The organism is Streptomyces sp. NPDC019443, assembly GCF_044389785.1.
GTDB lineage: Bacteria > Actinomycetota > Actinomycetes > Streptomycetales > Streptomycetaceae > Streptomyces.
On record NZ_JBIRYJ010000023.1, the window covers coordinates 44,698 to 68,174 of the forward strand.

At 69.0% G+C, this 23,477-nt stretch carries 16 protein-coding genes and 3 pseudogenes; 10 read left to right on the forward strand and 9 right to left on the reverse strand.

Annotated elements, in window-relative coordinates:
• Window positions 1-18: 18 nt before the first annotated feature.
• Window positions 19-489 carry a hypothetical protein gene (locus ACH492_RS37005; RefSeq protein WP_398993352.1) on the forward strand — a complete coding sequence of 157 codons (471 nt, stop codon included), beginning with the start codon at window positions 19-21 and terminating at the stop codon, window positions 487-489.
• Window positions 490-1,195: 706 nt separating this feature from the next.
• Here ACH492_RS37005 and ACH492_RS37010 read toward each other — a convergent pair.
• Window positions 1,196-2,631 (reverse strand): annotated as a pseudogene (locus tag ACH492_RS37010) (IS1380 family transposase).
• Between the two features lie 464 nt (window positions 2,632-3,095).
• Between ACH492_RS37010 and ACH492_RS37015 the strand changes: the two are divergent.
• Complete coding sequence (locus ACH492_RS37015) at window positions 3,096-3,422, forward strand: tetratricopeptide repeat protein (protein WP_398993354.1); 327 nt, start codon at window positions 3,096-3,098, stop codon at window positions 3,420-3,422.
• Window positions 3,423-3,595: 173 nt separating this feature from the next.
• On the opposite strand, the gene ACH492_RS37020 is transcribed toward ACH492_RS37015, so the two are convergent.
• Entirely contained in the window at window positions 3,596-4,078 is a 483-nt protein-coding gene (locus ACH492_RS37020; protein ID WP_398993399.1) for a peptidoglycan recognition family protein, read from the reverse strand.
• A 278-nt stretch (window positions 4,079-4,356) separates the two neighbouring features.
• On the opposite strand from ACH492_RS37020, the gene ACH492_RS37025 reads away from it, so the two are divergent.
• Window positions 4,357-5,013 (forward strand): TetR/AcrR family transcriptional regulator, encoded by a 657-nt coding sequence (locus ACH492_RS37025; protein ID WP_398993356.1) that lies wholly within the window; start codon window positions 4,357-4,359, stop codon window positions 5,011-5,013.
• A 798-nt stretch (window positions 5,014-5,811) separates the two neighbouring features.
• Here ACH492_RS37025 and ACH492_RS37030 read toward each other — a convergent pair.
• The 7 genes and pseudogenes from ACH492_RS37030 to ACH492_RS37060 all read right to left on the reverse strand — a co-directional run.
• Window positions 5,812-7,455: a carboxylesterase/lipase family protein gene (locus tag ACH492_RS37030; protein ID WP_398993358.1), complete on the reverse strand. Its 1,644-nt coding sequence runs from the start codon at window positions 7,453-7,455 to the stop codon at window positions 5,812-5,814.
• 86 nt (window positions 7,456-7,541) lie between these two features.
• Window positions 7,542-8,795 carry a choice-of-anchor Q domain-containing protein gene (locus ACH492_RS37035; RefSeq protein ID WP_398993360.1) on the reverse strand — a complete coding sequence of 418 codons (1,254 nt, stop codon included), beginning with the start codon at window positions 8,793-8,795 and terminating at the stop codon, window positions 7,542-7,544.
• Between the two features lie 983 nt (window positions 8,796-9,778).
• Window positions 9,779-10,111 (reverse strand): hypothetical protein, encoded by a 333-nt coding sequence (locus tag ACH492_RS37040; protein ID WP_398993361.1) that lies wholly within the window; start codon window positions 10,109-10,111, stop codon window positions 9,779-9,781.
• A 3-nt stretch (window positions 10,112-10,114) separates the two neighbouring features.
• Window positions 10,115-14,524 carry a putative T7SS-secreted protein gene (locus ACH492_RS37045; protein WP_398993363.1) on the reverse strand — a complete coding sequence of 1,470 codons (4,410 nt, stop codon included), beginning with the start codon at window positions 14,522-14,524 and terminating at the stop codon, window positions 10,115-10,117.
• The gene (locus tag ACH492_RS37050) at window positions 14,524-15,006 is read right to left on the reverse strand and encodes a hypothetical protein (RefSeq protein ID WP_398993365.1); all 483 of its coding nucleotides are present in this window, start codon (window positions 15,004-15,006) and stop codon (window positions 14,524-14,526) included. The genes ACH492_RS37045 and ACH492_RS37050 overlap by 1 nt, the downstream gene beginning before the upstream one ends.
• Before the next feature lie 3 nt (window positions 15,007-15,009).
• On the reverse strand, window positions 15,010-15,414 hold the full coding sequence (locus tag ACH492_RS37055) for an SseB family protein (protein WP_398993367.1): 405 nt from the start codon (window positions 15,412-15,414) through the stop codon (window positions 15,010-15,012).
• A gap of 452 nt (window positions 15,415-15,866) precedes the next feature.
• Window positions 15,867-15,947 (reverse strand): annotated as a pseudogene (locus ACH492_RS37060) (transposase); the annotation flags it as partial.
• Window positions 15,948-16,073: 126 nt separating this feature from the next.
• On the opposite strand from ACH492_RS37060, the pseudogene ACH492_RS37065 reads away from it, so the two are divergent.
• The 7 genes and pseudogenes from ACH492_RS37065 to ACH492_RS37095 all read left to right on the forward strand — a co-directional run.
• Window positions 16,074-16,327 (forward strand): annotated as a pseudogene (locus ACH492_RS37065) (transposase); the annotation flags it as partial.
• Between the two features lie 676 nt (window positions 16,328-17,003).
• Entirely contained in the window at window positions 17,004-17,786 is a 783-nt protein-coding gene (locus tag ACH492_RS37070) for a calcium-binding protein (protein WP_398993369.1), read from the forward strand.
• Window positions 17,787-17,851: 65 nt separating this feature from the next.
• The gene (locus tag ACH492_RS37075; RefSeq protein ID WP_398993370.1) at window positions 17,852-18,634 is read left to right on the forward strand and encodes a calcium-binding protein; all 783 of its coding nucleotides are present in this window, start codon (window positions 17,852-17,854) and stop codon (window positions 18,632-18,634) included.
• A 616-nt stretch (window positions 18,635-19,250) separates the two neighbouring features.
• Window positions 19,251-19,751, forward strand: a complete 501-nt coding sequence (locus ACH492_RS37080) for a hypothetical protein (RefSeq protein WP_398993372.1) — start codon at window positions 19,251-19,253, stop codon at window positions 19,749-19,751.
• A 148-nt stretch (window positions 19,752-19,899) separates the two neighbouring features.
• Window positions 19,900-20,025 (forward strand): hypothetical protein, encoded by a 126-nt coding sequence (locus tag ACH492_RS37085; protein WP_398993374.1) that lies wholly within the window; start codon window positions 19,900-19,902, stop codon window positions 20,023-20,025.
• A 215-nt stretch (window positions 20,026-20,240) separates the two neighbouring features.
• On the forward strand, window positions 20,241-21,488 hold the full coding sequence (locus tag ACH492_RS37090) for a PP2C family protein-serine/threonine phosphatase (protein WP_398993376.1): 1,248 nt from the start codon (window positions 20,241-20,243) through the stop codon (window positions 21,486-21,488).
• Window positions 21,489-22,340: 852 nt separating this feature from the next.
• Entirely contained in the window at window positions 22,341-23,366 is a 1,026-nt protein-coding gene (locus tag ACH492_RS37095) for an alcohol dehydrogenase (protein ID WP_398993378.1), read from the forward strand.
• Window positions 23,367-23,477: the final 111 nt, after the last annotated feature.

Here is a 23,477-nt window from a genome sequence, read left to right on the forward strand (position 1 = left end):
ATTCGCTGGAAGGTCACCATGCGCAATCGCAAGACAATCGTATGCACGGCGGCAATTCTGGCGCTGGTGGGAGGTGTGCCCACGACATCAGCAGCCACAACACCGCAAGCTGCGGGCAGAACTCTTGTCCTCCCCGCCGGATCGGTCACCGGCGTGACGATATCGGCGCAGCAGACGGGCGAGAGGTGGGATCTTACGGTCAATTACAGCGTCGGCTTCAGCTTTTTTGAGAAGCGGGACGGGCACCCATACGAGACATGGGTCGACATATGGGAGCAGGACGCCGCTGATGACGATCTCGTCAAGCGAGGCAGGCACGTTAATATCGGCCCCGAACCCCAAGGCCGTACTACGACGTTCAGGATGAGCAGTGACTCGCTCGACGGCGAGGAGGGCGCCGAGGAGATCTACGTGAGGGCATTCGTAAAGGACATGGAGACAGGTACGCAAGTTCAGCAGTCCAGCCGCCGCATCCAGCTGGGCGTCTGAATGGGGCGTGAGGATGCAAGACCGGAGCCGTGCCAGGCCCGCCGGGACGGCCGTCAGCAGCGAAGGGGTTCTTCACCCTCACAAGGGTGAAGAACCCCTTCCGTGCAGCTCGGCCGGCAGGCGTTACAGGCTTCGCCCGGGGCGGCGTTCGGCGGCCGCAGGGAGCGAGCCGGCTTGTGCGGGAGGTGCCGCCGGACCGGTCCTGGGGGCGGGGCGGCCGCGGCGGGTGGTGGACTTGGACGGTGCTGCTGTGCTGGAGGGCGCCGGGTGTCGGCGTACTTGAGAAAGCTCACGTGTACGCCGACACCGGGTAACCGTCGCTACCCCCACCTCGGCCTCGGTGCTGCGGTGCTGTAGCACATGAGCGTCCGGTGCTCGGGAGGACTCCTCGTCCCATGTGCCCCGGTCGAGCTAGATGAGCCCGATGAGCGCGCCTTCGGCGTGTCCCCCACAAGAACGCCGCCAGCGACCCCACCCGCCTCCAACCCGCCTTGGCTACGAAGATGATCGCCGTCAGGACCTCACAAGTTTTGGCTACCGACCAACCCAAATGAGACGACGTCTTAACCTCGGCGTTTCGGTTGAGGCTGCTGGGTGGCTGAGGGGGGCCGTTCGGGGTGGTGCCGGTTGGTGGGCATGGTGTGAGCCCGGCGCGGTGGTCGGGTTCTCCAAGGTCCTTCGTGTCGTGGGTGGCCGGGGCGGTTGGTCAGTTGGCGGGGCGGGGTAGGGCGGCGAGGCGGTGGAAGGCGGCGGCGAGTTCTCGTCTCCAGGGCCAGGTCGCCGCTATCCGCAGGTGGAGGCGGCGGCCGCCGCGGGTGAGGCGGGCGGCGACGTGCAGGAGCCGGTCGCGGAGTTTCTTGGGTTCGGCGGTCGCGAGTTCGCCGTCCAGGAGGAGGACACGGGTCCAGGCGAGGAGGTCGATGGCCGCGAGGCTGAGCTCGAGCCATGCGGCGTTGACGGCGAAGTTGCGGGAGGGGAAGCGGCCGCAGCCGGTGGTCTTGCCGCACCGGATGTGGTCTTCGACGGTGGCGTGTCCGCGGTGGCGGACCTCCAGGAACTGGGCTGAACCGCCGTCGGTGAACGGTGTGTCGGTGAGGAACACCTGGTGCCGCAGGCCCTCGTCCTGGTCGAACAGGGACAGTTGGGCGCCGGGGTGCGGGAGCTCGCGGCGCACGATGATGCGGGTGCCGGCCGGATAGCCGTTCAGATCGACCATGCCGGTCAGCTCCGCGACCGCGGCGCCGGTCCGCAGTGTTCCGTCCTGGTCCAGGGCGGGGTGCGACACCTGCTCGGGCAGGGCCCGGATCGCGCGACGGACCGGCTCGGTGACCGCGTATCCGACGGAGAAGCGCAGGTCCAGGCCGTGCCCGCGCAAGTCTCGGAGGTGAGCGAGGAACGCCTTCGCGGATCCGGCGCCGTCGGTGCGGATGAGGATGTCGGTCCCGTGCCGGTGGGCGTCGGGGATCTGCGCGAGGGCCTGGTCGAGGACCGCGACGTGATCGGCGGCGGTGTTGGCTCCGGTGTTTCCGGGCCGCAGGATGCCGGACATCGCCTCGCCGATATTGACCAGGAAGCACAGCAGGGGTGGAACCCGAAGTCGCCTTTGTAGGTGGGTGCCGCCGCTTCCTTCTCGGAGTGGCAGGTGATCAGGGTCGCGTCGAGGTCCAGGACCAGGCCGGTCACCTCGCGTCCGCCCGTCTTCACCGCGGGTATGCCGGACCGGGTCTCGTCGGCCTGTAGCCAGGCCACTTCCCGGGCCTGAGTGCGGGCGGACCGCAGCCGGTCCAGCACCCGTTCGTCGATGGCGGCCAGCAGCCGCCAGGCCGTCGGCGTGGAGGCCACCGGGCCGAACACCTCGCCCTGGTCTCGCAGAACAGTCAGATCCGCGATCGCCTCGCCGCCGTCAGCGAGCGTCACCGCGAGATCGACGGCGATCCGGCCCGGTTCGTGGCCGGTCCCACGGGGCCGAAGGGGCCGAAGTGCCGTGGAGTACGCCGCCGTCAGCCCGGTCGTGTCGGCGAGATCCGCCAGCAACCGTGCTCCGGTATGCCCGACCACCCCCGCACCGTCAGCGAAGACATGGAGCTTGGGACGTGAACCGATACCCTGCACGCAGAAAGTGCCTTCCGCTTGGACCGACAGAACCCTTCGACAGGGTTCATCGTCCCAGCTCAGAAGGCACTTTCGCGTTACTGCACAGAACCCGCTACCCGCACCAAGTGAAACGGCGAGGCTAGTGCGTTCCGCACTCGCCGTGGGCCGCCGCAATGTCCTCCGCGAGCGTGTGCTGGCCCACGTCGTCGCCACGAACCTGGCCTTCAGCGGACGGGCGGCCGGCGCTCGGCCTACCGGCTCAGCCCCGCCCTCGACTGTTTCCGCGAGTCGAACAACCCCACCAGTTTTCCGAGACCTGGCTCGTCGAGGAGGAGTCCGGTCGGCGACCGCATGCTGCACGCCACCAGCCTGCGCGCCCTCGGCGAGGCGTACTGCCTGCTGCCGGACCAGGGACGGGCCCGGGACTGCTTCACCAGGCCATGCCCGTCTTCAGTGACCTGAACTAGCCGATCTGGGCAGCGTGGACGGCCTGGAGCCCGGGCACCCTCGGCATGACCTCTGCGGCCCGCCAAGTGGCGCAGCTCAACGATGCCGTCGGCCGCTTCGAACGGCTCGGCGACGCACGGGGCATCGCGGTGGCACTGCGCAGCATCGGCGAGATCCGCCTGCGTCAGGGTGACCACTCCCGAGGCATGCGCTGTCTCGAACAGTGCCTCCCGCCGTTCCGCTCGGTCCGCGCCCGAGTCGGCGAAGCACTGACCATGGACTCCCTGGGCCGCCTGTATCTCGGCGCCGGACGCGAGGCGGACACGCTGCCCCTGCTGGAAGACAGTGCGCCCTTCCTGGATCGTCCTGGTGAGCATGAGGGCCTGATGTAGCCGCCGCCGAGTGCCTTGCACGGGCCATACGGCTGCCTGGTATCCGCAAGGCGCCCCGTTCGTTGAGCAGCGCGGATCCAGTACGAAGGGCGGCCTCGGTCACGCTTGGAAGACCCCCACCAGTCATCCCAGCCTCGACGCCCGTCGTCGCCTGACCACGAACAACGCCATCGCTAGTCGAAGTAGCCGTTCCCGATGTACGGGTACAGAGAGCCAGGGCACTGGGTGGGGGGATCCCGGTCGACGTCTTTGTGCCCCTTCACATGGCGGCCTTCCACGCGCGCGCCGGCCTGGTCGTAGCGCCGCACCCACTCCATGACCGCCTTGGTCTCCCGCAGCATCACGTCGGTCGGCTTCGGATCGCCGCTGCCGATCAGACCGCAGATCGCATAGTAGCGCTCATTTGTGTACCGACTGCCGTTCGCTCCCGGCTGGGAGGCGAGCCCACGCCCCACGAAGGTGTACCCGTGGTGGCAGATCAGGTAGTTGTAGGCGATGTCCCAGTACCGCTCGCCCCCGGTGATCGGGGACGGGTGCATGTGCCGATGCTGGATCAGGCGCACCTGGTAGTAGCAGTCGTCGAGCGGGGCCGGGGTGCGACCGGGACTGTGCTCCTCGCGCATCTCCTTCCCGCCCCCGGCGTAGTGCAGGACGATGCCGCCCCACTCCGGCCAGAAGTTGACGGTGTCGGTCTGCGTGGGCGCCGCAGCACGCTAACAACAGTGCCTCGGCCTGCCCGAGCACCCCCCGTTCCGTCTGCGGATACCACGAACTTGGGACGTGAACCGACTGGCCGGCACGCAGAAAGTGCCTTCCTCTAGTGACGACAAACCCCCTCGACAAGGCTCATCGTCCCGGCTCAGAAGGCACTTTCACGTTCCCACTCAAAACCCGACCTCACACCAAATGAAACGGCGAGGCTAGAGTCGGTCGCATGACGGAGGCACCTGGCCATGACCGCGGCATGCGGTCACGCGACGCGATCCTCGACACCGCCACCGAGCTGATGTCGCGGCACGGCTACGCCGCCTCGTCCATTTCGATGATCTCCGCCGCATGCGGCCTCCCCGCCAGCTCCATCTACTGGCACTTCGGCAGCAAGGACGGCATCTACGTCGCGGTGCTCGAACGCGCCAGAATTACCTTGCTGGCAGCCCTGCCGTCGGTCGAGGTACCCGGCGCGGACGTTGCACAACGGCTGAACAACTTCCTCGAAGCGGTCAGAGACGGATTCCAACGCCACCCGCACGGCCTGAAGCTGCTGCTCGGGCTGGGCATGTTGCAGCAGAACGCCAGTAGGGCGGCCGTGGCCGAGCTGCACCACTACCGCGACGCCCTGGCCGCGTGGGCCCAGGACTCCCTGAGTGTCGTCTTCGACCTGCGCGACCGCCCGGAGGTGTCGGACGAACTTGCCCGCTTCACCCTCAGAACGGCGAGTGGAACCGCCGTTGCCCGTTGGTTCGAACCAACCACTGCCTTGGAGATAGAGCCGCTGCACGTCGCGTTGATGGCCTTGGCGGCCCACCACGGCGTTCCCCTGGGAAATGCGTCCGCGGGGGCCCCGCGTCCCGGACGTGTCGCGAACCGGTAGGTCTCCGCCAGACAGTCGAGGCCGCCCCGCACTGCCGGGCACGCCTGGCCGCGGACTGAGTATCCCGCCGGTGCTCGTGGCCATTACTCGCGGAAAGCAGGCCCGGAAGCACGAAACCCATGGCCCGCCCCAGCACGCCGTGCGCGCTCTCATGGGTCACGTGAAGGGGATGCCAACGCGGAATTTACCGCCTGGGCTTGCGGGGGTGACTCGTGGGCGCGTTCGACGGTGCAGTGGCGACCTGATGGGCCGTGAGCAGGCCAACGATCTCGGTTCGCACCGCGCTCCACACCCTGTCCGGATCCGCTCCCGGGTCGACCGTATCCGCACCCGCAAGGTGGTGGGTTCATCTGCACGATCTGGAAGAAGTCGACGTCAGGGTACGCTCGATGAAGTCTCGAATGCCATCGGCACGATACGGACGGACTCGCGGTCTCGGCGTGAGAAGGACAGCAGGTCCGCGGCGCGGCCGCGGATCTTGATCGCGGGCAGCAAGTCCTCGCACGGGCGTGGATACCGGACGCCACAGGACGCTCGCCAAACCATCCGGACCCTGTCGGCACGCCCGGCGCCCGTCCCGGACCAGCGTGAACGCATCACACTCTTCTTCCGTCATCATCGCCGTGCCTGCCCTGCTCAGGACGGATCACGGTTGAGCCCCGACTCGGTGGCCGGCCGGGGACGGGGCATGGTCCCCGCTCGGGGGCCGGGACGGCGGCCTCACCGTACGGGGCGAGGCCGCCGAAGGGGCCCGTCGCAGCGGAAGTGGACCCGCTTCGTAGAGCGACGAGGCGCCCGTCAGGAGGTGCTGGAGGGCTGCCAGAACGTGCAGCGGTGGTCGGCCGCGAAACCAGTGGTGGGAGCGGTCCGGTCCGGGGCCAGCACCTGGATGCGGTCGCGGTCGGCAGCGTATCGCGGCCAGATGGCCGCTCCCGGCCCGTTGGGGTTGCCGGTGGCGGCGAACCTGACCCAGTAGCCGGCCATCGTGGCGGACAGCCGGCGCTGGGCGGGTGTCGGTAGTGGCAGAGCGTTCATCGGGAACAGGTAAGCCAGTTCCGAAGCGTGGAAGGCGCCCTGCGGGGTGTGTGGCGCGGGGATGAACGGCGGCGCCTGGGGATCGTTGAACTCGTAGGCGTAGACGGGCACCCGGCCGCTGTACAGGCGGCTGTCCGCTCTCGCCGGGCAGGCGAACCGCTGGTCGGTGCCGACGGCGGAATAGGCCAGGTTGGGGGACGGGTACGCGGAGGCCGGGTACGTGTCGAGGACGGCGGCCGCCCGGTCGGGATGCTGCAGTCTGATCAAGGCGGCGTACGTCTGGGGCGTGAGCGGCCCGCCGCCGAGCAGATCCACATACAGCGCTGTGAAGTACCGGTACTCGTCGTGGGTGCTGCCGCTCAGTGTCGGGACCGCGTTCACCCGCCCCGCAGCCCACGCCTTGTCCGGCGAGACCGGAAGGATGCTCGGCCCGGTATTGGCTCCCCACAAGGGTGGGGCGGCCCCGGGGGCGCCGCGGATGAGCTCGGTGGTGGGTACCGCACGCAGGCAGGCAGGGGCGGTCGACGGGGCGGTGCAGCCGACCGAGGCCGCGAAGCTCTGCCCCTTCATCTCGGCCGCGGCCAGGGTGAGCGGGGTGAGAGCGCCGTGGGATACGCAGCTGCCGCTCTGCTGGACGGCCCGGTGGAACAGGCCCTTCGCCGTCGGCGAGGTGATGTGGAGGCAGGTGTCGACGGATCCGGCGGACTGGCCGGCGAGGGTGACCCTGGTCCGGTCGCCGCCGAACGCTCCGATGTTGCTCCGTACCCAGCGCAGCGCGGCTTGCTGGTCCATTAGGCCGTAGTCACCCGAGGCATGGTCCGCGCTCTCGGCCGACAGGGCGGGGTGGGAGAGAAACCCCAGTGCTCCGAGGCGGTAGTTGACTGTGACCACGACCACGCCCCGCGCGGCCAGCGCCGCGCCGTTGTAATCGCTTCCGGCGCCGTAGGCGTTGCCGCCGCCATGCAACCACACCAGCACCGGCAGGGTCCTGTTGCCGGTCCGGGCCGGGGTCCACACATTGAGGTACAGGCAGTCCTCCGAGGTGCTGCCGGTCCGGTTGGAGTCACCTGGCAGGACCGGTCCGCCATCCGGGAGGAGCGTCAGCGGTAATTGGGGACAGGGGCTGGCCGGTGCGGTGGCGTCCCGTACGCCGGACCACGCTGCGGCCGGCTGGGGCGGGCGCCAGCGCAACTCCCCGGTCGGGGAGGCGGCGAAGGGGATGCCCTGGAAGACCCGGCCGCCATCGGGACCGGCGGCGCCGCGCACCATGCCGTGCGTGGTGCGGACGACCAGAGGGTCGTGTCCGGAGTCGGCGGAGGCTGCCGGGGGTGCCGTGATCGACAGCAGCAGTGCCGCGACGGCGGTCACGGCGCGGGTCGCGGTACGGCGCACGCTGCGGGATCTCATCGGTCTCCTTCTGTTTCCTTCGGTGGCGGACGCGGGCACACGGCGGGTGCCCGCCTGGTGCTTCCGTCGCAGCAGGGTTACCGGTGTCACTGCGTGTGTTCGTAGGCGCCGATGTCGCAGGCGGCGCCTTGGGGACGGGGGACGCCGCGCTGGTCGGTAGCGGGGCAGTGGGCGGCCGCGTCGAGGCCGGGGCTGCCGGGCAGCAGCGCATTGGTGTCTGTGGGCCCGCCGTTGTCGGCAAGAGGTCCGACCAGCGGCGTACGGCTTGGCAGGTCGCCCGCGGCGGTGAGGTGGCAACTGCCGTCGCTGTCGATGTTGTGGCCACGCGATTCGATGTCAGCGAAGACCTTCTTGCAGTCACCGGACGCGTCCTCGCTGGTGTTGCCTGCCACGATCGAGTTCTGCAGGGTGAGATGTCCCAGTGGCACATCGATGATGTCGGTGATCGGCGAGGGCAGGCTGTCCAGGTAGGCGGGCGCGATGTTGATTCCCCCGCCGCCGTCGGTCGATCTGTTGCCGGTGATGGTCGAGTTGAGGATCTTCACGGGCCTCAGGCCACGGATGTCCACGCCCCCGCCGTAGCCGCCGAGGCTGCCGGGACGGCCGCCGGGATCGATCACGCGGTTGTCGGCGATCGTCGAGTTGACCACTGTGCCGCTGTCGTCGAACCTGATTCCCCCGGCTTCCCCCGCGATGTTCCCGCTGACGGTGCTGGCGATCAGGTCCAGGTGCGAATCCGGGGTGTTGAAGATACCGCCTCCGTATCCGGCGGAGTTCCCGGTCACGGCAACCCGCCTCAGGGTCATGTTCTTGTCGTTGGCGATGCCGCCGCCACCGGTGTCGGTAATGGGCACTTCGCGCTGCCTGGCGACTCCTCCGGTGACCGTGAGGTCGGACAGCCAGGTGTTCGCCCGCATGCGGAAAGCCCGGTCGATGCGGTTGGCGTCGATGATGGCGGTACGCGTGCCGGCGCCCCGGATCGTGGTCGGCACGTTGACGTTCAAGTCACCGGTGCTCGGGTCGGGGTGCGATCCGATGACCAACAGGGGGTTGGGCGGAATCGTCAACCGGTACCGGCCGGCGGGCAGCGTGATCGTGCTGCCCGGCCGGGAGTTGGCGGCCATCACCGCCGCGCGGAGACTGCACGCACCGGCCGCGGTGCGGCAGACGCCGTCCGACGGGTCCGCGTCCACCGCGTCGGAGGTGGTGTCCACGGTGAACTCAGTCGGCCCGGCGGCCTTGGCCGCGGCCGAGACGGAGGCGGAGGAGGAGGCGGCCAAGTTCGCCGCCGTGACGAGTACGACGACGGCGAGTGCTCCTGGGGTGGCTCGGTGTCTCATCTGGTGAACTCCTGTCCGCGAAGGAATGCTGACTGGTGCTCCGACTGGCAATGTCTGCCGGGGTCTCAGGACCTGCCGGGATCGCTCCGAGGCCGGTCTGGGCTGCGGGGTGAGAAGCCGTGGAGAAGGGAAGCGCGGACGAACGCAATCGCCACCGCCGAGTGCGGGAGCGAAGAACCATTTCGGCTCGCCGACGGCCCCGCCGGACACCGCTGCGCACCACGGCCCAAGCCCACCTGGTGTCACACCGAACTGCCCGTCAAAGCCGTCCCCTGCACAGGCAGGACGAGCGTTCTCGGCGACACAACCCTGCCTCTCTGTAGTGAGCGTTCCATTCACGGTCGGAGCTGTCTACAGAACTGACAGGGAAACAGCGGCCGTGGCCCGAAGTCGTCTTGATCGGCCTTCGGACGACCGGGAGGTGCGAAGCGCGGACGAACTGAGAGTTCGTGCTGCCGTTCGCGCGCGCATGTGCGCGAACGCGGCGCGGCGGCCCCGGACCGTTGGCAGCAGATGCGTAGCCGCCGGAGAAGCGCACCCATCGCAGCTACGGCCGCGAGGAACACCAACGTAGGCCCCATCACGGGGGTGAAGGCATCGCCGGTCCAGCGTGGTCCGTCGCCGGGCGGGCGGCCGGGGGCGGCGGCCTGTGGCGGCGGCCTGTGCTGTGAGGGTCATCAGCATCGTCGCTGTGGCGACCCCCCAGCGTCGTGCCGACGTTCATCGCCGTCTGCTGGAGTCCGCCGGACACCCCGGCTGCTGCTCGGTGACCGCCAGGCGCTCGAAGACGACCTCGGTGCCCGGGGCGTCGACCGCAGCAAACGCGGTGAGCGCCCTCGACTCGCTACCAGCAATGTCCACTTTTCACGTGCCCGGCGGCTTGAGCTTCTCGGGGAGGCACCCAACGCCCTCCACCAGGCCTGGCGATGGTTTCAGCACGCGAGGCCGCCGTGATGCCGGGCATCACGGCGGCCATGGCGTCATCACGGCACCGTGAACCAGCAGACGTCACCGGAGTCGGGCAACCGGGAATGCGGCTGAACCTCCGCCGCGATCCGCGCCAGGGCCTCGGCTTTCTCCATTTGCCACGGCAGGAAAGGCTCCCGCGTCGACTCCGTCAGATCGCCCGCTCGCGCTCCAGCGTCATACAGATCGCCGACGATCCGCAGGAGCAACGTCAGCTGCTCCTGGAACGAGGCGCCGCGTCCGAGGAGGCTGCCCACGGACCCGCTGATGACCGAGAAACCGAGCCAGTCGTCGTGAGCGTACTGGATCAGATACTCCACCTCGCGGCAGTATGCGTCCTGGTTCACCATGGCTCAGTTCCCATGCTGCGGGATATGGAATCGCTTCATATCCAGACCGTCCACGCCGTTGTAGTCAATGGTCGCTCCACCGGATTTACTGAACGGGCGATAGGTGACGGTCGCCTTCGGGTCGTCCGACAGCTGCCACACCTCGATATTGCCCTTCGGTGTGCTCTTGACGTCGGGCTCGCCGAGCTTGGCATGCAAGTCCAGGCGGATTCTCTCCAACTGCACGTCGTCGATCATTCTGACGCCGGGACTGTCTTCCTCTCCCATCATCTTGCCGTCGCCGTCGACGGCCGTGGCACGTGCGGAATCATGCCGGACCTGGTCGTCGGGGTCGAGGCATTTCAGTCCGAGCGGGTCCAACCAGCCGAAGGGGTTGGGCACAAAGGCATGGTGGTTGGGCGCGGCACTCAAACCAAGCGGGTCGGCTGAGATATAGCCGGCGACTTCGTCGTCGTAGTAGCGGAAGCAGTTGTAGTTGAGGCCGGTTTCCGGGTCGCGGTACTGGCCTGGAAAACGGAGAGGGCAGCCGACCGATGTTGAGCTGGGCGGCGTCGGGAGGTCCGTGCCCCATACGGTGGTGCGGAGCTGCCAGGCCATGCGGCCGTCGGGTGTCACCAGCTCCGTCGGGGTGCCGACGACGTCCGTGATGATCGCGTGGAAGCGGGTGTCGTACTCCGCCGGGGTGTGGCGGTCGGCCTGGGTCAGGGGGCGATGCGTGCCCGGAACATAGTCCCAGGTGGTCATATGACCGTCCATCGTGGCCTGCTCGACGAGGCGGGTGCCGTCCCAGGTGAAGGTGATGCGTTCCGCGATCGCGCCGTCGGCGCCCAGGCGCTGTTTGGCGGTACGGCGGCCGAGCGGATCGTAGGTGTACTGCCAGTGGTCGCCGTCGGGTGTGGTCGCGTCGGTGAGACGGTCCTCGGCGTTCCAGGTGAAGGTCCACGTGCGTTGCTGCCCACTCAGCAGCTTGCGGGTACGGCGGACGAGGCGGCCTTGGGCGTCATGTTCGTACACCGTCCGGCCGGCGCGGCGGATCAGGGTTCCGCTGAAATCGCGGTCGCCGTTGGAGGGATGGTCGGGGGCGGTGGCGTGCGCGAGGCTGCCGAGGTTGTCGTAGGCGTATCTCTCGGTCCAGCCGTGAGCGTGGACGGCGGTGACCCGGCCGATCGGGTCGACGTCGAAGTGCCGGGTTCCGCTGGTCAGTTCACGGATCTCGGTGACGTGGTCGTCCGCCCGGTAGGCGTAGGTGCGGTGTTGGAGGAGTGTCTGGGCGGCCTCCGGATTGCTGGTGAGCGACTGGACTGTGAGGCGGTCGACGGCATCCCAGGTCTGCGTGAGGGCGATGTCGTCGCCGAAGGTACGGGAAATCTCGCGGCCGGCCGCGTCGTACGCGAAGTCCAGCCGGTTGTCGGCGGTCGTCAGGCCGGCGGGGCGGCCTTCGGCGTCATAGGTCCACTCGGACAGCGCGCCGGTGGGCGTGCGGCGCGAGGTGCGGTGGCCCCGTTGGTCGTAGGTGTAGCTGCTGGTGCGGCCGTCGACCGACTCGGCGACGAGGCGGCCGAGGGCGTCGTACTCGCGGTGGATTTCGGCTTCCGGGTTGGCGGCCTTGATCAGGCGGCCCACGGCATCGTAGGCGTGGACCGTCCGGGTGCCGTCGTCGGCGCGCGTGGCCGTGGCCCGGCCGAGGGCGTCTCGGGTGAAGCGGAGCGTCTCGCCTGCCCCGTTGGTTCGGGAGGCCAGCCGTCCGGCCGCGTCGTAGGTGTAGCTGAGGGACCGGCCGTTGAAGTCGGTTTCGGATGTCAGACGGCCGGCGGGGTCGTAGTCGTAGCTCCAGGTCAGGCCCTGGGGGTTGGTGACCTGCTTCAGCCGTAGCTCGGTGTCGTAGGCGAAGGCGTAGTGCGCGCCGTCCGGGTCGGTGCGGGTGGCGGGCCGGTCGAAGTGGGTGTGGGTGTGCCGCGTGGTGTTGCCGGCGAAGTCCGTGTGTTCGACGAGGTTGCCCTCGCCGTCCCACTGCCAGGTCGCGCGGGTGCCGTCCGGGCGTTCCCGCCAGGCGGGCTTGCCGTCGATGGTCCAGCCCTGCCTGGTGGTGTTGCCGAGGGGATCGGTCATGGCCGTGACACGCCCGTGCGGGCCGCGGCGGACGGACGTGGTGTGGCCGAGAGGGTCGGTGACCGCCATGGGAAGACCGGCCTCGTTGGCGGCGATGGCGGTGGTGTGGCCCAGCGCGTCGGTGACGACGCTCAGATGGCCGTGGACGTCGTACGCGTAGTGGGTCTGGGCGCCCGCCGGGTCGGTGGTCGATGTGCGGTTGCCGCGCGCGTCGTAGGTGTGCCGCCAGAGCGCGCCGTCCGGCTCTCGTACCTCCACCGGCAGGCCCAGTTCGTTGTACGCGGCCGACCCCGTCGTGCCGTCCGGGCGCTCCACGCGCAGGAGATGACCGGAGTCGTCGTACGTGTAGCGGGTGGCGTGGCCGAGCGGGTCGGTCACGGCGAGACGTAGCCGGTTGGTCTCGTCCCGCTCAGTACGGGTGGTGTTGCCGAGCGGGTCGGTCTCGGCGACCACCTTGTACGCCTCGTTGTAGACGTACGTGGTCCGGTTGCCGAGGGAGTCGGTATAGACGGTGGTGCGGGCCGCGTCGTCGTAGTGGAGGCGGCCGGTCATCATGTCGTCCGAGCCGACGGTCCGCAGGACACGCCCGTGCCGGTCGTAGACGTAACCGAACTTGGTGCCGTTGCGGTCGGTCCACGCGGTGACACGGTGTTCGGCGTCGTACGTGTAGCGCAGGGCCTCCCCTGTGGAGTTGACGGCCTCGGTGAGGTCACCAGCCGCGTTGTAGCCGAAGGAGACCAGCGTCACGCCGCGCTCGCTCGTGCCGGTGCCGAGGAGCCGCAGGGCGGTGACGCGCAGCTTGGCCGGGTCGGTGTCGACGGCGATGCGATAGCCGCCGGAGTGGGTGATCTCCGCCGGATGCCCTTCGGGGCTGTAGGCGATGGTGATGCGGTGGTCGTTGCGGTCGGTGATGGCGTGGAGAGCGAGTTCGGTCGCGCCGGCCGCGGGCAGGGGCGCGAAGTGGAGGGCCCGGCCGCGCTCCGGCACGTGGATGGTCATGGTGCCGCCGGGCTTCCCGTCCCAGTGCAGTGGCCAGCGCGGGCCGCTGGTGGGAAGGGTCCCCACATCGGGGCGCGGGATGGGGTACCGCAGCAGCATGCCGTCATCGGCGACGTAGACGATGCCCTTGGCGTCCATTTCCAGGCGCTGGTCGAGGGTGGCGGCCCAGGTGCGGCCGAACCAGCCTCCGCAGGTGTGCCCGGAGACGTAGCTGCGTTCGAGGACGAGGGGCAGAACTCCGGGGAGCGCGACGTCGGTGGCGGACATGACCATCTCGCCGGTCGCCACGTCGATCGGCTCGCCGGTGGTGCACTTGTCGTCACCGCACTTGTCGTGCTTGCCCGGCTCGCCGTCCGCCCGGTCGCCGGCGCTTCCGTCGCGGCTGAGAGCGTTCTGGCGATCGGTCAGGCGCTTGAGGGCGCTCTTGGCCGCGCTGCCACCGCGCACCAGCGCGCCGCCGCCGCCCGTGGCGAGGGCGAGCAGCAGGTCGGGGGTCAGCTGTCCGGCGGCGCGCCATGGGTTCCGCGACCACTCGTCCCAGTTGGCGACGGCCTTGGCGAACTCCTTCGGATTCTGCGCGGCGTAGGCAACCCCGTCGGCCATCCCGGCGAGCTGCATGGCGAAGCCGTTGACGTCGCCGTCGGCGAGCGGTTCGACGATGCCGAAGAGGTTGTCCACGCCGTCCTTGAAGCCACCCCAGAGGTCGCCCGCGTTCTCCTTCGTCGCCGCCCATCCCTTGGGCTTGTCCGGGGCGTCCTTGGCGCCCTTGTTGAGTTTGCGCTCGGAGTCGTCGACGACGACCTGGAGCTCTTCGATGAGTTTGTCGAGCCGTCCGATGCACTTGGTCATGGCGGCCGCGCCCGGGTCGCTCTCCGGCGGGCGCTCGGGCAGCGGATCGTCGCCGCGCTCCAGGGCATCGTTGTACGCCTCGACGTCCTGCCAGTAGCGCTTGGAAGCCGCCCGGGCGTCGTCGGCGTCCTCGATGATCGGATCGCAGCGTTTCTGTACCGAGCGGAGCTTGTCCGCGTACGCGTCGAGGGCACCGGCGGCGTCGAGGAAGTGCTTGTTGGCCGAGCCGAGTTCCTTGGGGAGTCGCTCGGTGGCCTGCTCGAAGGCGCTCGCGCCCTCGCCCGACCACTCTTTGAACTCCAGCACCTGGAGCTGGTCGCGGCCGTCGTCGAAGGCTCCGGCGTACGCGCGCATTTCGATGACCAGGTCGTCGATCTTGTCCGGATCGCCGTAGATCAGGTCCTTGGGTGTGCAGCCGGCCGGTATCCGCTCCGGTGCGGGCCTGTCGTCCTGCATTACGCGCTCACCTCGGTGGGGTCCGGGGGCCACTCCTCCTGCAGGAGCTTCTTCGGCGGGTCGAACGTGGGTCTGCCGACGTTCTCCCAGGTCCACTTGCCGGCGTCGCCGACGGGGAGTTTGGAGATGTTGTCCGGGGTCGGCGAGAAGTTCTTGACGCCCAGCAGTTCGGCGAGGATGTAGGCGGCGATCACCTCATGGAGCCGCGCCACCACCTCGTCGGCGTGGTCGGCGACCTGGCCCATGCCGAAGCCCCAGGCCGACAGGAAGCTCTTTCCGGAGTCGAGGATCTCGAAGGTCGCGTTGCCCTGGAGGTGCGCGGAGAGTCTGTCCTTGTGGTCCTTGACGTTGCGTGCGGCGACGACCGACTCCTCCAGGGGGTCGATCATCTTCCGTACCGAGGCGCACTCGATCTTGTAGCCGTCGCCAAGCTGTGGGCCGTCGCCGCTCTGGCGGCCGTACATGGCGTCATGACTGGTCAACGCCTACTTCTCCCCCGTCGTCCTGCTGGTTTCGGCCTCGGCGGTCTCCGGCTCGCGCAGCGCCTCCACATCCAGCAGGAAGGGCCGCTCGCCGAGCGGGTCGACCAGGGCCCGGACACCCTCGGGCAGGAGCTCGACGATGTCCGCGACGGTGGTGGACGCCCATGCGCACGCGCCCGCGAAGAGCGCCAGGCGCTCCACCGACGTGAACAGCGGCACCAGCGGTCCGGCCTCGGTCTCGGAGACCAGGAAGCCGGGCTGCTCTGGCCGTTGGAAGTACAGGCGCGTCGCACGCGCGGCCGTGAGCTTCTCCGCCTCTGACATGCGCGCGGTTGCTTCCTGCCGCACCAGATCGGCCAGCGTTATCCGGCCGCCGGACTGCCCGGCACCGCCCCCACCCGCGTTCATGCCAAGCATGATCACATGTGGCATATTGCTGACGCAATTTGGCGGGGCGCCCAAGCGGGCCAGCCGGACGGTCCTGGCGTCTGCGTCCGGTGCCGGATGCTCGAACCAGGCGGTGGACCGTCACCCGACCCCGACACCGCCTAGAAGTGTCCGACGGGTCATCGTTGGCTGCCCTGTCGGAGACACTCGGGCTGCTTGGTGGCACAGAGGCAAACACCGCGTCCAAGCCGCTGGACCACTGTTTGTGGCGGTTGGAGTGCCTGGCTCGGGGCATCGCCACAGAGGTCGAACAGAACTGGGATCAGGCGTGTCTGGAGTTCCGGGATGCGCGGAGTCGCTATGTTGAACACGCCCGGGCCAGCCTCGGCGTGTCAGGGGCCGTTGCCCGAGACGTTGTCTGGCCAGCCGCATGGCGTCCTGCGGCCCGGTCATCGTCTTCACAATGACCCGTGGCTCCAGCGGCGGTGGCGCTCATACACGGTCTTCCAGTTCCCGAACCGCTCCGGCAGGTCCCGCCACGGGACACCCGTGCGTGGTTCCCACTGTTCCCAGCTGTTTTCCAGGGCGCTGTGCGCCGGGGTGCACATGGGACCACGAAGTCCCTGACTTACCGTCAGAACGGCGGGGCGCTGCTGCCGGTGAGCAACAACTGTCGATGGCGGGATCACCGGCAGGTGATCAACGGGATCTTTCACCGGCTGAGCACCGGCGTGCAGTGGCGGGAACTGCCTGAACGCCTCGGCCCGTGGAAGACCGTCCACAAACGGCACATGCTGTGGTCGGCTGACGGCCCTTGGGAGATGCTGCTCCAGCGCGTCGAGGCCGTCGCCGACGCCGTGGGTGATATCGACTGGAACATCAACGTCGACTCCACAGTCGCGCGTCTCACCAGCACGCTGCGGGTGCTCCCAAGGCCTCGCTGTCCGCGGCAGCACCGGCGAGCAGCAGCCGCCGCGACACCCCACGCCCCGAGGCCGCCCCCTGCCGGTCTCCACGGTCGTCAGCCACGAAACACGTCCCTTCGGTCGCCTTACGCGTTCAGACCACCGAACCGGCACCACGGTTGTCCACGAGCCCACGGGATGATGAGCCACGGACTCGCCCATGAGTGGCATTTTCCGCCACCCTGGACGCGTTCCTTTTCGCAGCACTCCTGCCGTCTGCACGGCCTGCACCGCACGTCAGAAACTCGCGGAATTATCCTTTCAATGGCGTTAAACCCTCTCTTCCACAAGGTCTCCACACGGCATACTCAGGCCCGGCAGTCGAGGGGTGCCGGGCATCATCCGATGCGTGGCAACGTTTCCGACAATGCGCGCCCAGTTTTGCTGTGAACCACCACGCACTGCCGTCATGAACGCCGGGAAGGCGAGCACACCGTAAGAGGCCGTTTCCGGCGGGCAAAATTCGGCTGTCCCGCACCAAGGTGACGAGGCAACGATTCGCGGGCCCGTAGAACGGCCCAACGCACCCAAGCGGCAAACGCCGTTCCAGGCATGCGGGTGGCGCCGCTGCGCTATGTCACCACTGAGCCACGAAAGCATTTCGAGCCGAATTAACGATCCCGCACGCTTTCCAGGAGGCAAGTCATGGACAAGGCGCTTCATCGCACCGTTGCGCTCCTGACAACGGTGTTCGGCTTCACGCTGTGCCTCACCGGCCCGGCGAGTGCGACCCCCGGTCCCCAGCCGCCCGGCTCCGCTGTGGCCGGCACGCTGGTGAGCAAGAACGGCACGTCGGTCACCGTCACCGCCGCTGTGGGCCTGGGCAACACCATCTCCGTGTGGCAGGTCGGCGACACGATCCGGGTGAGGGACACCGGTGACACCATCGTGGCTTTCGGCGGGTGCACCGCGCTCAGCGCCACAGAGGCCGTCTGTCCGGGGGCGGGCAGCCTCACCGAGCTCGTCGTCAACGCCGGTGACCAGGCCGACAATGTCACCTCCTCCCTGGCAAGTCCCGGGGTAACCCTCATCGGCGGCGCGGGTGACGACAGCCTCCAGGGCGGCAGCGCCAACGACACCCTGGAAGGCGACGAAGGCTCCGACTTCCTCTCCGGTGGAGGCGGCAACGACACGCTCAACGGCGCCAGCGGCCCGGACCGGATCTTCGGCGGCGCCGGCAACGACTCGATCGAGGGCCGTGCCAGCTCCGACGTCATCAACGCAGGCCCCGGGAACGACGTGGTGAGCGGCGGCAATGGCGGCGACCAGGTGGTCGCCGGCACCGGCAACGACTTCGTGGAGGGCGGCGCCGGCCGGGACAGCATCAACGCCGTCGACGACGTCAGCGGCAACGACTACGTCCAAGGGGGCACAGAGGTCGACAGCTGTACGGCCGACCTCGGCGACAGCGTCACAGAGTGCCCGTGACCGGCGAGCGCGAACGGCGCGGAGACAGGCCCGCAGTGCCGGCGAGACGAAGGAGACGCACAACCATGACAGCCCGACGTATCAACGTGATCCTGTCGGCCGGAGCGCTCCTCTGCGCTGCGCTGGCCGGCACCTCGGCCTCGGCGGCCCCGCTCACCGCCGAGCCCCGGCACCTCGCGGGCGCCACGGTGGTCGAGATGGTCGGCGGCACCCTGCTCGTCACGGCGGATCAGGGCGTGGCCAATGACATCACCATCCGCCGTCAGGGCAGCGTCGTCCTCGTGTCGGACAACGCGGACGAGGTGCGTGCCGTCGCCCCCTGCGAGACACGGTCGCAGAACATCGCGGCGTGCCCGCTCCCCGCGGCCGTGCAGGTCAACGGCCAGGACGCCGATGACGACATCACGGTCTCCCCGAATCTGGATGTTCCCGCCACTCTCTACGGGGGCGACGGCAAGGACCAGCTCAACGGCGGCCCCCGCGCGGATCATCTTGTCGGCGACGACCCGACCGGGGTCTTCGGCCTCACGGCAGCGACTCCGGGCAACGACACCATCAACGGTGGGCCTGGAAACGACACCATCTCCGGGCTGGGAGGGAACGACACCATCAACGGCAATGCCGGAAACGACACCCTCAACGGGAACGAGGGCAACGACACCCTCAACGGGAACACCGGAAACGACACCCTGGCCGGAGGAAGCGGTAACGACACCCTGAGCGGCGATGAGGGCAACGACACCCTCAACGCCACCGACGGCGTCAACGCCAACGACAGCCTCGACGGCGGTCTCGCCTTCGACTCCTGCAACCGCGACACCGGCGACTCGATGGTCAACTGCCCCTGACAGCACGTCCGGTGTGCGTGGTCGTGGCTGAGAACGCGTGAAGCGGCAGGCCGGGGCGCGGCCCGTTGCTCCTCGCCCCGGCCGACGAGCATCGCACCGACCGAGCACAGACTGTGGGAGATCGTGTCGGGAGGTACCTGCCGCACGATCTCCCACAGCACGCGCAGCGGATGACGCCAGGTACCCCGGTCGATGGCAGTGTCGGCGCTGATCTCGGCTACGAGGTCGGGCACGACGAGGATGGGGTCGAGGGTGTCGCGGCTGCCCCAGGAGGCGGTGAACCGTACACCGGTCCACGGGTGGTCAGGCCGGTCTGGTTGTGGTGGTCGGCGAGCTGACTGGGAGTCTGGCTTCAGCGCCGTCGTCCGTCCGACCGCGCGCAGCCGGCCGTCGGTGTCCTAGCGGCGACACACAGCAACGGGCCCTGCCGTCAGTACCTCGGCGCTTCTCACCTGGCGCGTCCACCGTTTCACCCGGCGCACGAGCACGCGCCGCACGTGATCACACCCTGTTTCTCCTATGGCAGCCGCCGCTCCAGCCAGGAACCGAGACCATGCGGCGATCCGGACGGGCGCGGTGACAGCGTGAGCTGCGGACGGCCCGGCATGCTGAGGAGATGAGACGTCGCAACTCCGAACCGGCAAAAGCAACGGCGCGGAACTATACCGGCGCGGTCTACGGCTCGCTCCTCGCCGCCTCGGTCATCGCCACAGCGGGAACGCTGGGCCCCTTCCCCCGGCTCCAGCTCGTGGTCATGCTGCTCACCACCGGCCTGGTCTTCTGGATCACGCACGTCTACGCCCGCCTCGTCGGCGACCGGCTCGCACACCAGGCACTGTCGTGGGAGACGATCCGCCACGAGGCGCGCGCGGAGTGGCCGATCGCTCAGGCCGCGCTCCCGCCGGCCGCCGCCGTGGCAGTGAGCCCTTCCCTGGGGCTCGGACCTGGCGACACCGCGTGGCTGGGGCTCGGCGTCGCCCTCGCCGAGCAGGTCGCCTGGGCCACCGCAGCGGTGGTCAAAGCCGGTGCCCCTCGCCGCCTGGTCGCCGTCACCGGTGCGGTCAACCTCCTTCTGGGGCTGGTCATCGTGGCCGCAAAGGCGGTAGTCCACCACTGATCCCACGATCAGGAACCCTCCGAACCTCCACCACCCGGGCAGGCGCCGTGGCCCGGCCGATGACCAGCGTGGTGCCGACCCCTCCCCCACTGCCCCGCCCGGTCCGGCAGCCGTACCAGCGCACGTCAGCACGCTGGTCGATGGGACCGTGCCCGCCGTACGGGCCGGCGACGACACCACGGTCCGCCGCTTGCTCGGCAATGTCGCCGACGTCGCCGACACCGCGGCGCTCCTGCTGCTGCGCCAGCGCCTCAACGACGATCTGCACGCCTGACGCACGTCGTCCGAGCCGGGGGCGGGCTTCCGCACTCCTCCGACTGAGCCCCAACCACCGACCGCACCCGCTCCGCCCGGTCCTCGGCGGTTGCTCGGCTCCCCTGGTCGGACATCGCTCTCCACAGCGTGCGGCACATGATGGTGCGGCGAGCGCGAGCGGCGGATGCTTCGTAGATTAGGAGTCGGCGGTTCACCGACGCTGGCAGGGAGCACGTGACATCACCGGAGATCGACTACGCGGCGCTTTTCGCCGGCACACCGAGCCCCTACCTGGTTCTGGGACCCGACCTGGTGATCGTCGGTGTGAACCGGGCATACCTTCAGGCCACCGGCCGCAGTCACGATGATCTGGTAGGGCAGTACCTCTTCGACGCCTTCCCCGACAACCCCGCGGACCCCGACGCCGACGGGGTCCGCAACCTCAATGCCTCCCTGCACCGGGTCCTGACTTCCCGCAAGCCGGACACCATGGCCCTGCAGAAGTACGACATCCCCCTCGTACACCGGCCGGGCCAGTTTGAAGAGCGGTGGTGGTCCCCCATCAACACCCCCGTTCTCGCACCCGACGGAACGGTGGCGTGGATCATCCACCGGGTCGAGGACGTCACCGCGTTCGTCCACGCCCGCCAGGCACACCATCGACTGTCCGGCGGGAGCCTGAGCGAGCGCGAGGAGGGGATGGAGGCCGAGCTGTACGCGCGCTCCCGGGAGCTGCAGCTCCTGAACGAGGAACTCCGCCATGCCCACGCCCGCGAACGCCAGGTCGCCGTCACCCTGCAAGAAGCCATGCTGCACTCCCCGGATCTCGCCCGACACCACGACATCGCCGTGCGCTACTTGCCCGCCGTCGGATCCCTGAACGTGTGCGGCGACTGGTACGACGTCGTCGACCTGCCCGACGACGGCTTCGCTGTCGCGGTCGGCGACGTCGTCGGCCACGGCCTGGAGGCCGCCACCGTCATGGGCATGCTCCGCAGCGCCCTGAGCGCCGCCACCCGCACCGTGAACGGGCCCGCGAAGGCCCTGGAAGTGCTGGGCCTGTACGCGCGCTCGGTCGAAGGCGCGATGGCCACCACCTCGGTAGAGGCGCTGGTCAGCACCAGCAGTCGGCAGATTGCCTACAGCAGCGCAGGCCACCCGCCGCCCATCCTGCTGCACGCCGACGGCACCTGCCAGCTGCTCGACCGGGCCACCGACCCACCGCTGGGCGTCCGCCCCGAACACGTCCCCCGCCCCCAGGCCAGCGTCCCCTACACCCCGGGCGACACCCTCGTCCTCTACACCGACGGGCTCATCGAACGCCGCGGCGAAGACATCGATGCCGGCCTCAACCGGCTGACCGACGCCCTGGCCAGCTACGCGCGACTCGGCCCCGAGCGCCTCGCCGACGCCCTGCTGGCCCGCCTCGGCGTCAGCGGCGGCGCCCGCGACGACATCGCCCTGGTCGCCGTACGCCTGTGACGCCTTCGCCATCATCAGGCGTCGCGGTCGCGCCGGTAGGCAGCCGTGCGGCGCGCGGGGCGATGTCCGGGTGGAGCGATGAGTCAGCCGGTACCCAGCCAGGCGTTGGCCTCGCCCCGGCGAGGCCACAGCACCGCTCACGGGGATCACCGACACTTCCCGCGTCCCACAACGACTGACGTTCTCATGTCCGGCGACACCCGTGTGAAGTTCGCTCTTGCGCCCTGTTCGGGCAGCAAATGCTTGCCCCCGCGATGAGCGTCGGGACTGTCGACGCCGGAGTGGATCACGACGTCGGACTCCACATGGAGCGCGGTCAGGAGGGAGCCCAAGTCAGTTGCTACACAGCGATGTTGGGGGTGTTCCTCGCATGTTGGCCATAGCCTGGGATCGTTCGCTTATGTGGTGGCACACCTGAGCAGTCGGCGCCTTCCTCTGGCGGGCGGCGACAGAGCCCTTCAAGGAGTACACAGACACCCCCCGCCTCTGCGCGGCCTTCATCAACCGCCTCACCTTCCCCGGCAATCTCATCGCCCCTGCCCGCGCGCCGGCCCGCGTCGGACTCGCGCTGCTCCAGACCGAGCAGCGAGGGCGGGAAGTCGGGGCGTAGGAGAAAATCGTCCAGGCCACTGGTGTGGTTGAGGAACACCTTGATGCTGAGGCCGCGGCCCGCCCGGGCATTCGGTGGAGTCTGCGTCGGCACCGCTCTGTCCGGTCCATTGGTCCTCATCCTGCGCTACATCCCCGACTGGCACGCTCCTCACCTGGCCCCCAGCCCCCGCGCGCGACAGGGCCGGACATGGTCCCATGGTTCCGGGGGACCGTTCCTAGCAGTACCCGGGAGAGGTCCAGATGAGTACCTATCGAGCTGCTCAGGTAGCCGCCGCCGGCGGGCCGTTCGGGATCGTCGAGCGTGAGGTACCGCAGCCGGGGCCCGGCCACGTGCGGGTTGCCGTGGACGCGTGCGGAATCTGCCACAGCGACGCCGCATTCGTCGACGCCGTGCTTCCGGGCGTCCGGTTTCCGCTGGTGCCCGGGCATGAGATCGCCGGTCGCATTGAGGAACTCGGCGAGGGAACGGAAGGCCGCGGCTGGCAGGTTGGCGACCGGGTGGCGGTGGGTTGGTTCGGCGGCAGCTGCGGCCACTGCACGCCCTGCAGGCAGGGCGACTTCATCGTGTGCGTGAACCTGAAGGTCCCAGGATGGGCGTACGACGGCGGTTTCGCCGAGGCGGTGATCGCCCCGGCCGACGCCCTGGCCCGGATCCCCGACGCGCTGGCGCCCACGGATGCGGGGCCCTTGGCCTGCGCGGGCGTGACCACGTACAACGGACTGCGGCGCAGCTCCGCACGGCCGGGCGACCTGGTCGCCGTACTCGGCATCGGGGGCCTGGGCCACCTGGGGGTGAAGTACGCAGCCGCCATGGGCTTCGAGACCGTGGCCATCGCTCGCGGAGCCGCCAAGGCCGACTTCGCCAAGCAGCTCGGCGCACACCACTACATCGACAGCACCGCGGACACCACGGTCGCAGACGCACTGCGGTCCCTCGGCGGCGCCAAGGTAGTCCTGGCCACCGCCGGCAACTCCGACGCCATCGCAGCGACCGTTGACGGGCTGTCCCACCGCGGCGAGTTGGTGGTCATCGGCGCGACCCCCGAGCCGATGGGCATCAACCCAATCCAGCTGCTCCTGCAAGGCAAGATCGTGCGCGGCCACCCGTCCGGCACCGCGCAGGACGTGCAGGACACCATGGCATTCAGCGCCCTGCACGGGATCCGCCCGATGACCGAGATCCTGCCGCTGGACCAGGCCGATGAGGCGTACCAGAAGATGCTCTCCGGCACCGCACGCTTCCGCATGGTGCTCACCCCCCGCTGACCTGGACAGTCTCGGCCTCGACCACGGCGACCACCGTCCGCCAGGTAGAGGAAACGTCGCCACAACGCTGCCGGCTATCGCCCCCAATGCGAATCCCGAGCCTCGGCTCAC

Coding starts and splice junctions, on each gene's coding strand:
- ACH492_RS37040 (WP_398993361.1), bottom strand. CDS start 10,111: ATGGTGAACCAGGACGCATACTGCCGCGAGGTGGAGTATCTGATCCAG.
- ACH492_RS37080 (WP_398993372.1), top strand. CDS start 19,251: ATGAGACGTCGCAACTCCGAACCGGCAAAAGCAACGGCGCGGAACTAT.
- ACH492_RS37030 (WP_398993358.1), bottom strand. CDS start 7,455: ATGAGATCCCGCAGCGTGCGCCGTACCGCGACCCGCGCCGTGACCGCC.
- ACH492_RS37045 (WP_398993363.1), bottom strand. CDS start 14,524: ATGCAGGACGACAGGCCCGCACCGGAGCGGATACCGGCCGGCTGCACA.
- ACH492_RS37055 (WP_398993367.1), bottom strand. CDS start 15,414: ATGAACGCGGGTGGGGGCGGTGCCGGGCAGTCCGGCGGCCGGATAACG.
- ACH492_RS37025 (WP_398993356.1), top strand. CDS start 4,357: ATGACGGAGGCACCTGGCCATGACCGCGGCATGCGGTCACGCGACGCG.
- ACH492_RS37070 (WP_398993369.1), top strand. CDS start 17,004: ATGGACAAGGCGCTTCATCGCACCGTTGCGCTCCTGACAACGGTGTTC.
- ACH492_RS37005 (WP_398993352.1), top strand. CDS start 19: ATGCGCAATCGCAAGACAATCGTATGCACGGCGGCAATTCTGGCGCTG.
- ACH492_RS37015 (WP_398993354.1), top strand. CDS start 3,096: ATGACCTCTGCGGCCCGCCAAGTGGCGCAGCTCAACGATGCCGTCGGC.
- ACH492_RS37095 (WP_398993378.1), top strand. CDS start 22,341: ATGAGTACCTATCGAGCTGCTCAGGTAGCCGCCGCCGGCGGGCCGTTC.
- ACH492_RS37035 (WP_398993360.1), bottom strand. CDS start 8,795: ATGAGACACCGAGCCACCCCAGGAGCACTCGCCGTCGTCGTACTCGTC.
- ACH492_RS37075 (WP_398993370.1), top strand. CDS start 17,852: ATGACAGCCCGACGTATCAACGTGATCCTGTCGGCCGGAGCGCTCCTC.